This is a genomic window from Streptomyces sp. SYSU D01066-1, assembly GCF_054956795.1.
Map to the genome: position 1 here is coordinate 68,080 of NZ_JBUDHV010000024.1, position 12,146 is coordinate 80,225.

Below are 12,146 nucleotides of genomic sequence, written 5' to 3' on the forward strand. Positions count from 1 at the left end.
GAGAATCGTTCGGCCGTTCCGGTGACGGTCATACTTCTCTGGACCCGGATCGCCCGCGCGGTCCCGGGAGGGGGACGTACATCGGGGAAGCCAGGACGCGAGAGGGCGGAAGGACAGCCGCGCATGCAAGGCACGGTCGACGTATTCAATTACGGACTCGTCACACCGCTGGTGGCCTACCTCATGGCCTGCCTCGGCGGCGCCCTCGGCCTGCGCTGTACGACCCGGTCCATGCTGGTCGCCCAGTCCTGGCGGCCCGGATGGCTGGCACTGGGCTCGGCGGCGATCGGCTCCGGCATCTGGACCATGCACTTCATCGCGATGATGGGGTTCAGGGTCGAGGGCACACCGGTCCGCTACGACATGCCGATGACGTTCGCGAGCCTGGTCGTCGCCATAGCGATGGTGGGCATAGGCATCTTCATCGTCGGCTACCGGGGCGTCGGCGGTGCGGCCCTGTTCACCGGCGGCACGATCACCGGCCTGGGTATCGCCTCGATGCACTACCTGGGCATGGCCGGCATGCGCCTCGACGGGGACCTGGAGTACAGCACCGTCACCGTCGCCATGTCCGTCGTCATAGCGATGGCCGCCGCCACCGCGGCCCTGTGGGCGGCGGGACAGGTCCGCGGCCTCCTGTGGAGCGTCGGCGCCAGTCTGATCATGGGACTCGCGGTCGCCGGCATGCACTACATGGGCATGGCCGGGCTGGACGTCCATGTGCACGGCACGCCCGGACCCGTCGCGGGCGACTCGCCCGCCGCCCTCCTCGCGCCCATGCTGATCGGCCCGCTCGCCTTCCTCCTCCTCGCGGGGGTCGTCGTGATGTTCGACCCGCTCATGGTGGTGGGCGAGCCCGCCCGGCGCCCGGTCGACCCCAAGCCCGGCATCCCCGCCCACCCCGCCGGACCCGGCCCGGCCCGCCGCCCAGCGGCCCGCCGCCCCGCCCTCCGGTACCGCCGCCCGCTGGCCGACCGGCGCCCCCGGACCCCGCAGAACCGCTGATCCGGGCCCATTGTCAGTGGTGGGTCGTACGGTGGATGGCATGCGGCCCGTTTCCCACATCGAACGCACGGTGGCGCCCTTCGAGGTCGTCAGCCCCTACCAGCCCAGCGGCGACCAGCCGGCGGCCATCGCCGATCTCGCCCGGCGCATCGAAGCCGGCGAGAAGGACGTCGTCCTGCTCGGCGCCACCGGCACCGGCAAGTCCGCCACCACCGCGTGGATGATCGAGAAGCTCCAGCGCCCCACGCTGGTGATGGCGCCGAACAAGACCCTGGCCGCCCAGCTGGCGAACGAGTTCCGCGAGCTGCTGCCCAACAACGCCGTCGAGTACTTCGTCTCCTACTACGACTACTACCAGCCCGAGGCGTACGTCCCCCAGTCGGACACCTACATCGAGAAGGACTCCTCGGTCAACGAGGAGGTCGAGCGACTGCGTCACTCGGCGACCAACTCGCTGCTCACCCGTCGCGACGTCGTCGTGGTCGCCTCGGTCTCCTGCATCTACGGCCTGGGCACGCCCCAGGAGTACGTCGACCGCATGGTCCCGCTCCGCGTCGGCGACGAGGTCGACCGCGACGAGCTGCTGCGCCGCTTCGTGGACATCCAGTACACGCGCAACGACATGGCCTTCACCCGGGGCACCTTCCGGGTCCGCGGCGACACCATCGAGATCTTCCCGGTCTACGAGGAACTGGCCGTCCGGATCGAGATGTTCGGCGACGAGATCGAGGCGCTGTCCACGCTCCACCCGCTCACCGGCGAGATCATCAGCGACGACCAGCAGCTGTACGTCTTCCCGGCCTCTCACTACGTCGCGGGCCCCGAGCGGCTGGAGCGCGCGGTCAACGACATCGAGAAGGAGCTCGGCGAGCGCCTGGCCGAGCTGGAGAAGCAGGGCAAGCTCCTGGAGGCCCAGCGCCTGCGCATGCGCACCACGTACGACATCGAGATGCTCCGCCAGATCGGCTCCTGCTCCGGCGTGGAGAACTACTCGATGCACTTCGACGGCCGCTCTCCCGGCTCCCCGCCCAACACTCTGCTGGACTACTTCCCGGACGACTTCCTCCTCGTCATCGACGAGTCGCACGTCACCGTGCCGCAGATCGGCGCCATGTACGAGGGCGACGCCTCCCGTAAGCGCACCCTCGTCGACCACGGTTTCCGGCTGCCCTCCGCGCTCGACAACCGGCCGCTCAAATGGGAGGAGTTCCAGGAGCGCATCGGTCAGGCGGTCTATCTGTCGGCCACCCCCGGGCAGTACGAGCTGTCCCGCTCGGACGGCGTCGTCGAGCAGATCATCCGTCCGACCGGCCTCGTCGACCCGGAGGTCGTCGTCAAGCCCACCGAGGGCCAGATCGACGACCTGGTGCACGAGATCCGCACCCGCACCGAGAAGGACGAGCGCGTCCTGGTCACCACGCTCACCAAGAAGATGGCCGAGGACCTCACCGACTACTTCCTGGAGCTGGGCATCCAGGTCCGTTACCTGCACAGTGACGTCGACACCCTGCGCCGCGTCGAGTTGCTGCGTGAGCTGCGCGCCGGTGAGTACGACGTGCTGGTCGGCATCAACCTCCTGCGTGAGGGCCTCGACCTGCCGGAGGTCTCCCTGGTGGCGATCCTCGATGCCGACAAGGAGGGCTTCCTGCGCTCCGGCACCTCACTGATCCAGACCATCGGCCGCGCCGCGCGCAACGTCTCCGGCCAGGTCCACATGTACGCCGACAAGATCACCCCGGCGATGGAGAGGGCTATCGACGAGACCAACCGCCGCCGGGAGAAGCAGGTCGCTTACAACAAGGCGAAGGGGATCGACCCCCAGCCGTTGCGCAAGAAGATCAACGACATCGTGGCGCAGATCGCCCGCGAGGACGTCGACACCGAGCAGCTGCTCGGATCGGGGTACCGCGGCCAGTCCAAGGACGGAAAGGGCGCCAAGGCCCCCGTCCCCGCCCTCGCCGGGAAAGCCGCGGGCGGTTCCAGGTCCGGCAGGAAGAAGCCGGGGGAGACGGCGCCGACCGACCGTCCCGCGGCCGAGCTGGCGGAGCAGATCGAGGAGATGACCGCCCGGATGCGGGCCGCCGCGGCGGAGCTCCAGTTCGAGATCGCGGCCCGGCTGCGCGACGAGGTCTCCGAGATGAAGAAGGAACTGCGTCAGATGAAGGAGGCGGGCCTCGCCTGACGGCGTGGCCGGACACGCCCCGCGCCGCGAGACCGTCCCGGTCCGGCACCGCCTCGAGCCGCTCCACCGGTACGGTCCGCCGCGCGTCCCGCCGACGCGTGGGCCGCTGGTGACGCCCGATCGGCGGACGATCAGCTGACCAAGAGTTGGTAAAAAGCTCCCACCTGGCACTTTGGGCAAAATCAGCGAAACCCTTTACCAATCCTTGGTGATTGGGTACTGTTTTTCGTACGGAGGGGAGTACTCCCTACCTGCTGCGGCGTGCCCGTCAATACGGATCAGGCCAGATCCCGGGGCGTCGGCCCGTGGTTCCGGGTGCATCCCGCACACCGGATCCCGGGTGGAAGAGACCTCCGGCAGCGACGACGCTGACATCTGCCGTTACGTACTGCCGGAGGCGCAGTGGAAGTTACGACGACCTTGTGGGTCCTGACCATCGTGGGCCTCGCCGCCCTCATCGCGGTCGATTTCTTCATCGGCCGCAAACCACACGACGTATCGATCAAGGAAGCCGGGATCTGGACGGGCGTCTGGATCGCCCTGGCCGCGCTGTTCGGGCTCGGTCTGCTCCTCTTCGGCGGCGGCCAGCCCGCCGGTGAGTTCTTCGCGGGCTTCATCACCGAGAAGTCCCTGAGCGTCGACAATCTCTTCGTCTTCGTCCTGATCATGGCGAAGTTCGCGGTGCCCTCGCAGTACCAGCAGCGAGTGCTCCTCATAGGCGTCCTCATAGCCCTGGTGCTCAGGGCCGTCTTCATCGCCGCCGGCGCCGCCATCATCGCCAGCTTCGCCTGGGTCTTCTACATCTTCGGCGCGTTCCTGATCTACACCGCCTGGAAGCTCATCCAGGAAGCCAGGGCCGACGAGGAGGACGAGGAGTACGAGGAGAACAAGCTGCTGAAGGCCGCCGAACGCCGCTTCGGCGTGGCCGACCGCTACCACGGCACCAAGTTGTGGGTCCAGCAGAACGGCAAGCGGGTCATGACCCCGATGCTGGTCGTGATGCTCGCCATAGGCACCACCGATGTGCTCTTCGCCCTGGACTCGATTCCCGCGATCTTCGGTCTCACCCAGGACCCGTACATCGTGTTCACGGCCAACGCCTTCGCCCTGATGGGCCTCAGGCAGCTGTACTTCCTCATCGGCGGCCTGCTGAAGAAGCTGGTCCATCTCTCCTACGGCCTGTCGATCATCCTGGGCTTCATCGGAGTCAAACTCGTACTGCACGCGCTCCACGAGTCCGGTGTCCACGTCCCCGAGATCAGCATTCCGGTCTCGCTCGGAGTGATCTGCTCGGTCCTGATCGTCACCACGATCACCAGCCTGAGGGCGACCAGGAAGCAGGCGGCGGCCGACGCCCGGGACGAAGGCGCACGGAAGAACAGCGTCGACGTCTGACCCCGAGGGAACCCGGCCGCGGGAGAGTCCGCGTCCAGCACGGCCTGTGGTCCAGGATCCCTGGACGGTCCGAACCCCGGCACAGGGGAGGCGGACCCGGAACCGTTCGGAGTCCCCCGGGCGCAGCGGAGATACGACCGGCAGCAGCCCCGGGAGCGGCACACGGCACATCGCCGGCACCGCTCCCGGGGCCTTCCCGTACCCCCATCGGCCTCACGGGCAGGCCGCCCGTCACCCCGTAACGGGCTCCGCGGCCGGCACCGGCACCGGACGCGTCTCCGGCAGCAGCGCGAAGCAGCCGAGGCTGAGCAGCGCGATCGCCGTGAGATACGCGCCCACGGCCCAGGGCACACGGCCGCCCTGCTCCGCCAGGGCCGTTGCCACGACGGGCGTGAGGGCCCCGCCCACCACCCCGCCGAGGTTGTACCCGACCGCGGCGCCCGTACAGCGCACCCGTGCCTCGTACAGCTCCGGCAGGTACGCCGCGATCACCGAGAACATCATGATGAAGGCGATCACCGCCACCAGGAAGCCCAGGAACATCAACAGCGGCACGCCGGTGGCCAGGAGCGCGACCATCGGAAACATCCACACCACCGCCGCTCCGCATCCGGCCAGGCACACCGGCCGGCGCCCGTAGCGGTCGCCGAGCAGCGCGAACACCGGCGTGAGGGCCCCCTTCACCACCACCGCGGCCATGATGCAGACCAGCACCACGCTCCGCTCCACACCGAGGCGCTCCGTCGCGTAGGCGAGGGACCAGGTCGAGACGGTGTAGAAGATGGCGTACCCGATCGCCAGCGCCCCGGCGGTCAGCAGGACCAGCCGCCAGTGGTCCCGCACGACCTCGGCGAACGGAACGCGCGCGCGGCCGTCCAGTTCCAGGAAGCGGGGGCTCTCCGCGAGCGACGACCGCAGCCACAGCCCGACCAGGGCCAGCACGCCCGCCGCCCAGAACGGCACCCGCCATCCCCACTGGGCGAACTGCGCCTCGGACAGCGACGTGGAGAGCACCAGTACCACGCCGTTGGCGAGCAGGAAACCCAGCGCGGGCCCGACCTGGGGAAAGCTCGACCACAGCACGCGCCGCCCGGCCGGCGCGTGCTCCGCGGTCAGCAGCACCGCACCGCCCCACTCCCCGCCGAGCCCCAGCCCCTGCAGGAAACGCAGCACGATGAGGAGGAGCGGGGCCGCCACCCCGATCGTGCCGTACGTCGGCACACAGCCGACCGCGACCGTCGACGCCCCGGTCAGCAGCAGGGACAGGACGAGGACCGGCCGTCGCCCGTGACGGTCCCCGATGTGCCCGAACAGCACCGACCCCAGCGGCCGGGCCACGAAGCCGACACCGAACGTCCCGAAGGCGGCCAGCGTTCCCGCCAGCGGGGAGATCGTCGGGAAGAACAACGGGCCCAGGACCAGGGCGGCCGCGGTCCCGTAGACGAAGAAGTCGTAGAACTCGATCGCCGTGCCGGCGAGCGCGGCACCGGCCAGCCGTGGCATGGAGGGCGCCTTCACGGCGCGTCCTTCGTGTACTTCGTGCATGCTGCGCCAACTACTCCCGGTGACCGGTGGTTACGGGGCGCTCAGGGGGTGCGCGGGGCAGCGGACGACGGTGATGCGCCGGGCGGGCACCGTGATAAACCGGGGCGGACAGCGGTCCGGCGGACCGCCCACCCGACGGACCGGAGGAACCGTGCCCCGCACCCTGGCCAACGCACCGATCATGATCCTCAACGGCCCCAACCTGAATCTGCTCGGCCGGCGCCAGCCGGAGATCTACGGGACCGACACCCTCGCCGACATCGAGGCGCTGTGCGTCAAGGCGGCGGGTGCGCACGGCGGCACCGTCGATTTCCGCCAGTCCAACCACGAGGGAGAACTGGTCGACTGGATCCACGAGGCACGCCTGGACCACTGCGGGATCGTGATCAACCCGGCCGCCTACTCGCACACGTCCGTCGCGATCCTGGACGCGCTCAACACCTGCGACGGACTTCCGGTGGTGGAGGTCCACATCTCCAACATCCACCAGCGTGAGCGGTTCCGGCACCACTCCTACGTGTCGCAGCGTGCCGACGGTGTCATCGCGGGCTGCGGTGTGCAGGGGTACGTGTTCGGTGTGGAGCGGATCGCCGCGCTGGCGGGGACGGGACGGACCCAGGCGTGACGCCGGCGCCGCGGGCGTGACCCCGCTGGACCGCCGGCCGGGGGAGGGGGGAACGGGGAAGGGAGACCGGCGGCCCAGGTCGCCCCGCGAGACAGGTCTTCCGCGCGGAACCGGCACCAGGTGACCACGCGGTGGTGTGCGCCGGCAGCGCGCGTACGGGACGGGCGTGTGCGAAGGATTCACACGGGGCGTGCGCGGCGCTCGCGCCGGACACACAACAGACGCGTCTCTGGTGCGCGTCCAGTACGCGCCGGCTGCCGCCTCTGCGCCCTCCACCCGGACGGGCTGCCTCTGCGCCCTCCACCCGGACGGGCTGCCTCTGCGCCCTCCACCCGGACGGACCGCTCCGGCTCACCGAAGCGGTCGGCCCCGGAGGCTTCCCAGGAGATCTACCATCCCCGCGCGTGCCACTCCGGCAGGTGCGGGCGTTCCGCGCCCAGTGTGGTGTCGTTGCCGTGTCCGGGATAGACCCAGGTCTCGTCCGGCAGCGGATCGAAGATCTTCGTCTCCACGTCGTGGATCAGGCTGGCGAACGCCTCCGGGTCCTTCCAGGTGTTGCCCACGCCGCCCGGGAAGAGGCAGTCACCGGTGAACACGTGAGGGTGCCCGTGCGGGTCGTCGTAGACGAGGGCGATCGAGCCCGGCGTGTGTCCGGCGAGGTGGCGCGCGGTGAGCCGTACGCGCCCCACCCGGATGGTGTCACCGTCGTCCACCGGGACGTGGGTGGGGACGGGGATGCCCTCGGCGTCGTGCCGGCCGGCGTAGGTGCGGGCGCCGGTGGCGGCGACCACCTCGGCCAGCGCCTGCCAGTGGTCGGCGTGCTGGTGGGTGGTGACGACGGACGCGATGCCGTCGGCACCGATCGTGCCGAGCAGCGTCTCGGCGTCGTTGGCGGCGTCGATCAGCAACTGCTCGTCGGTGGCCCGACAGCGCAGCAGGTAGGCGTTGTTGTCCATCGGGCCGACCGCGATCTTGGTGATCATCAGGTCCTTGAGCTCGTGCACGTCGGCGGGGCCGCCGACCCTCACCTCTCCGCTGTAGGTCATGGCCGCCAGCCTAATCCAGGGGCAGGCGGCCCGGACCGACGCCGCAGGACCCGGCGAGCGGCTTACGGCGGACAGCGGCACGCCGCGGCCCTCCGACGGCGGCCGGGCCCGGCCGGGGACGCGGCTACAGCGGGGGAAGGGCCGGCAGCGCACCGCCCGTCACCGTGAGGCCGGAGCCGTCGCGGCGGCCCGCGAGCCAGCCGAGCAGGTCGGCCGGGCTGCCCGCGACGGTGACCTCAGCGGCCTCCGCCTCCCTCCCGGCCCGCGCCTCCGCGTGCGTCCTCGCCTCCTCCCGTCCTGTGCGCCACGCGCGCGTGCCGTCCGTGAGCCGCGTCGGCGGCACGTCCCGGTGCGCCGCGAACCGCTCGGCGAGGAAGCCGATCTCCCGCTCGGTGAACTCCGCCGGCAGATCCTCCAGCTCGTACCCGATCCCGAGGTCGGCATGGTGCAGTTCGACCTCGACCCACCGCCGGAACGGCAGCCGGGAAGCGACGTCGGTGATCCCGTTGCGCAGTGCCACGGAGCGCGACCAGTCCGCCGGTACGGCCGCCGCCCGCTGGAAGCGGTCCGCGCTCTCACGCACGTCAGAGATCTGCGCGTCGAGGGGGCGCGGAGCGTCCCGCTCGATGTCGGCGTTCCGGGCCTCGTCGGAGAGGTACATGGGCCGGCCTTCGAGGACGTTCACGAGCGCGTCCGCGTTGCGGGCGAGGTGGGCCAGGACGTGCCCCCGGGTCCAGCCGGGAAGTCGTGACTGCTCGGTCACCTTCGCGTTGTCCAGTTCACCGACCGCGCTGAGCAGCCGTTCGGTAGCGTCCCGTACAGACGCCAGGTCATGCGCGTGATCCGTCATGCCACTGACCCTAGGACGCGCCACCCCTTCGGGTGAAGGAGGCGGACTGCGCCCGTAAATCGAATGCGCGTGCTATATGGTCGGGCGTGGCGTCGGGCATGCTGGAGAGCCGGGGTTTGTTGACAACCCGTGAATCCGACCGGCGTTGTCAGTGGCTCCCCCTAGTCTGAGGAAGACGGGGGCCCCGCCCCTGTCACTTCTCTCAAGAAAGGTGCGGACCGGCGTGGCCGACCGTCTCATCGTCCGTGGCGCGCGCGAGCACAACCTGAAGAACGTCTCGCTCGACCTGCCGCGTGACTCGCTCATCGTCTTCACGGGCCTGTCCGGGTCGGGCAAGTCCTCCCTGGCCTTCGACACGATCTTCGCCGAGGGCCAGCGGCGCTACGTGGAGTCGCTCTCCTCCTACGCCCGGCAGTTCCTCGGCCAGATGGACAAGCCGGACGTCGACTTCATCGAAGGACTCTCCCCGGCGGTCTCCATCGACCAGAAGTCGACCTCGCGCAACCCGCGCTCCACGGTCGGCACCATCACCGAGGTCTACGACTACCTGCGCCTGCTCTTCGCGCGCATCGGCAAGCCGCACTGCCCCGAGTGCGGCCGGCCGATCTCCCGCCAGTCCCCGCAGGCCATCGTCGACCGCGTGCTGGAGCTGCCGGAGGGAAGCCGTTTCCAGGTGCTGTCGCCGCTGGTGCGGGAGCGCAAGGGCGAGTTCGTCGACCTCTTCGCCGACCTGCAGACCAAGGGCTACTCCCGCGCGCGCGTGGACGGCGAGACGATCCAGCTCGCCACCCCGCCCACGCTGAAGAAGCAGGAGAAGCACACCATCGAGGTGGTCATCGACCGCCTCACCGTCAAGGACTCCGCCAAGCGCCGCCTCACCGACTCGGTCGAGACCGCGCTCGGCCTGTCCGGCGGCATGGTCGTGCTCGACTTCGTCGACCTCCCCGAGGACGACCCCGAGCGCGAGCGCATGTTCTCGGAGCACCTGTACTGCCCGTACGACGACCTGTCCTTCGAGGAGCTGGAGCCCCGCTCCTTCTCCTTCAACTCGCCCTTCGGCGCCTGCCCCGACTGCTCCGGCATCGGCACGCGCATGGAGGTCGACCCGGAGCTGATCGTCCCGGACCCCGACAAGTCCCTGGACGAGGGCGCCATCCACCCGTGGTCGCACGGACACACCAAGGACTACTTCGCACGGCTGGTCGGCGCCCTCGCCGACGCCCTGGGCTTCCGGACCGACATCCCCTTCGCCGGTCTCCCGCAGCGCGCCAAGAAGGCCCTGCTGTACGGCCACAAGACGCAGGTCGAGGTCCGCTACCGCAACCGGTACGGCCGCGAGCGCCGGTACACCACGGCCTTCGAGGGCGCCGTCTCCTTCGTCAAGCGCCGGCACAGCGAGGCCGAGAGCGACGCCAGCCGCGAGCGCTTCGAGGGCTATATGCGCGAGGTGCCCTGCCCCACCTGTGAGGGCACCCGCCTGAAGCCGCTGATCCTCGCCGTCACGGTCATGGGCAAGTCCATCGCCGAGGTCTCCGCGATGTCCATCAGCGACTGCGCGGACTTCCTGGGCGAACTGGAGCTCACCGCCCGCGACAAGAAGATCGCCGAGCGCGTGCTCAAGGAGGTCAACGAGCGGCTGCGCTTCCTGGTCGACGTGGGCCTGGACTACCTGTCGCTGAACCGCGCGGCGGGCACCCTCTCCGGCGGTGAGGCCCAGCGCATCCGCCTGGCCACCCAGATCGGCTCCGGCCTCGTCGGCGTCCTCTACGTCCTCGACGAACCGTCCATCGGCCTGCACCAGCGGGACAACCACCGGCTGATCGAGACCCTGGTGCGGCTGCGCGACATGGGCAACACGCTCATCGTCGTCGAGCACGACGAGGACACCATCAAGGTCGCCGACTGGATCGTCGACATCGGCCCGGGCGCCGGCGAGCACGGCGGCCACGTGGTGCACAGCGGCTCCGTGAAGGAACTGCTCGACAACGCGGAGTCGCAGACCGGCCTGTACCTGTCCGGCAAGAAGACCATCCCGCTGCCCGACGTACGCCGTCCCCGTGACCGGTCCCGGCAGCTCACCGTGCGCGGCGCCCGGGAGAACAACCTGCGGGACATCGACGTGTCGTTCCCGCTCGGCGTCTTCACGGCGGTCACCGGTGTCTCCGGTTCCGGCAAGTCGACGCTGGTCAACGACATCCTGTACACCCACCTCGCGCGCGAGCTGAACGGTGCCCGCAACGTACCCGGGCGGCACACGCGCGTGGACGGCGACGACCTCGTCGACAAGGTCGTCCACGTCGACCAGTCACCCATCGGCCGCACCCCGCGGTCGAACCCGGCGACGTACACCGGTGTCTTCGACCACATCCGCAAGCTGTTCGCCGAGACGACCGAGGCGAAGGTGCGCGGCTATCTGCCGGGCCGCTTCTCCTTCAACGTCAAGGGCGGTCGCTGCGAGAACTGCGCGGGCGACGGCACGATCAAGATCGAGATGAACTTCCTCCCGGACGTCTACGTCCCGTGCGAGGTCTGCCACGGTGCCCGGTACAACCGGGAAACCCTGGAGGTCCACTACAAGGGCAAGTCCATCGCCGACGTGCTGAACATGCCGATCGAGGAGGCCACCGACTTCTTCGAGGCCGTCCCCGCGATCTCCCGGCACATGAAGACGCTCAAGGACGTCGGCCTCGGCTACGTCCGCCTCGGCCAGTCCGCGACGACGCTCTCCGGCGGTGAGGCACAGCGCGTCAAGCTCGCCAGCGAACTGCAGCGCCGCTCCACCGGCCGTACGGTCTACGTCCTGGACGAGCCGACCACCGGTCTGCACTTCGAGGACATCAGCAAGCTGCTGACCGTCCTGTCCGGTCTGGTCGACAAGGGCAACACGGTCATCGTCATCGAGCACAACCTCGATGTGATCAAGACCGCCGACTGGGTCGTCGACATGGGACCCGAGGGCGGCGCGGGCGGCGGCCTGGTGGTCGCCGAGGGCACCCCGGAGCAGGTCGCGAGCGTACCGGCCAGCCACACCGGCAAGTTCCTGCGGGACATCCTCGGCGCCGACCGGATCAGCGACGCGGACCCCGTGGACACCGCACGAGGAACGGCGAAGAAGGCCGCGCCGAAGAAGACGGCGGCGAAGAAGACGGCCGCCAAGAAGACGACGGCGGCGGCCAAGGCCCCCGCCAGGAAGGCCCCCGCCAAATAGGCGACCGGGACCGCAAAGCCCTGACCGCCCCGGCGGACCGGGAACGGCAGCAGCACGGCGACGCGCCGGGCACACGCGATGACGTGAACCCGGCGCGTCGCCATGTCCGCGCGCGATGACGTGATCCGACCGCGTCGCCGTCCCTCCCCGCCATGGCGTGCGCACAGCGCGTCACCACGTCCTGACGGCCTCACCGACGTGCGGTCCGGCCTGTTGATCGTCGCCCACCTGCCTGCCGGCGACTCGACGGCCGCCGCCCCGCACTACCTCGTCGGCCGCCGGCCAGGCGC

The 12,146-nt window shown here is 69.8% G+C and carries 8 protein-coding genes; 5 read left to right on the plus strand and 3 right to left on the minus strand.

Annotation, left to right across the window (positions count from 1 at the left end; translation table 11 throughout):
• Window positions 1-123 precede the first annotated feature (123 nt).
• The 3 genes from ACY1JF_RS21420 to ACY1JF_RS21430 all read left to right on the plus strand — a co-directional run bounded on the left by ACY1JF_RS21420 (window position 124) and on the right by ACY1JF_RS21430 (window position 4,582).
• Entirely contained in the window at window positions 124-1,005 is an 882-nt protein-coding gene (locus ACY1JF_RS21420) for an MHYT domain-containing protein (RefSeq protein WP_462706797.1), read from the plus strand.
• Window positions 1,006-1,045: 40 nt separating this feature from the next.
• A complete protein-coding gene (uvrB, locus tag ACY1JF_RS21425) occupies window positions 1,046-3,187 on the plus strand; it encodes an excinuclease ABC subunit UvrB (RefSeq protein WP_462706798.1) in 2,142 nt (713 codons plus the stop codon).
• Window positions 3,188-3,589: 402 nt separating this feature from the next.
• Window positions 3,590-4,582 carry a TerC/Alx family metal homeostasis membrane protein gene (locus ACY1JF_RS21430; protein ID WP_462706799.1) on the plus strand — a complete coding sequence of 331 codons (993 nt, stop codon included), beginning with the start codon at window positions 3,590-3,592 and terminating at the stop codon, window positions 4,580-4,582.
• A 231-nt stretch (window positions 4,583-4,813) separates the two neighbouring features.
• Here ACY1JF_RS21430 and ACY1JF_RS21435 read toward each other — a convergent pair whose 3' ends face one another.
• Window positions 4,814-6,085, minus strand: a complete 1,272-nt coding sequence (locus ACY1JF_RS21435) for an MFS transporter (RefSeq protein WP_462706819.1) — start codon at window positions 6,083-6,085, stop codon at window positions 4,814-4,816.
• Between the two features lie 193 nt (window positions 6,086-6,278).
• Here ACY1JF_RS21435 and aroQ point away from each other — a divergent pair, with 193 nt between their 5' ends.
• Window positions 6,279-6,752 carry a type II 3-dehydroquinate dehydratase gene (gene aroQ, locus ACY1JF_RS21440; RefSeq protein ID WP_462706800.1) on the plus strand — a complete coding sequence of 158 codons (474 nt, stop codon included), beginning with the start codon at window positions 6,279-6,281 and terminating at the stop codon, window positions 6,750-6,752.
• A 389-nt stretch (window positions 6,753-7,141) separates the two neighbouring features.
• Here the strand turns inward: aroQ and ACY1JF_RS21445 are convergent, their stop codons facing one another.
• Entirely contained in the window at window positions 7,142-7,798 is a 657-nt protein-coding gene (locus ACY1JF_RS21445) for an MBL fold metallo-hydrolase (protein WP_462706801.1), read from the minus strand.
• 124 nt (window positions 7,799-7,922) lie between these two features.
• Window positions 7,923-8,648: a maleylpyruvate isomerase family mycothiol-dependent enzyme gene (locus ACY1JF_RS21450; protein WP_462706802.1), complete on the minus strand. Its 726-nt coding sequence runs from the start codon at window positions 8,646-8,648 to the stop codon at window positions 7,923-7,925.
• 223 nt (window positions 8,649-8,871) lie between these two features.
• On the opposite strand from ACY1JF_RS21450, the gene uvrA reads away from it, so the two are divergent.
• Complete coding sequence (gene uvrA, locus ACY1JF_RS21455) at window positions 8,872-11,856, plus strand: excinuclease ABC subunit UvrA (protein WP_462706803.1); 2,985 nt, start codon at window positions 8,872-8,874, stop codon at window positions 11,854-11,856.
• Window positions 11,857-12,146 lie beyond the last annotated feature (290 nt).

Coding starts and splice junctions, on each gene's coding strand:
- ACY1JF_RS21435 (WP_462706819.1), bottom strand. CDS start 6,085: ATGCCACGGCTGGCCGGTGCCGCGCTCGCCGGCACGGCGATCGAGTTC.
- ACY1JF_RS21445 (WP_462706801.1), bottom strand. CDS start 7,798: ATGACCTACAGCGGAGAGGTGAGGGTCGGCGGCCCCGCCGACGTGCAC.
- uvrB (WP_462706798.1), top strand. CDS start 1,046: ATGCGGCCCGTTTCCCACATCGAACGCACGGTGGCGCCCTTCGAGGTC.
- ACY1JF_RS21420 (WP_462706797.1), top strand. CDS start 124: ATGCAAGGCACGGTCGACGTATTCAATTACGGACTCGTCACACCGCTG.
- ACY1JF_RS21450 (WP_462706802.1), bottom strand. CDS start 8,648: ATGACGGATCACGCGCATGACCTGGCGTCTGTACGGGACGCTACCGAA.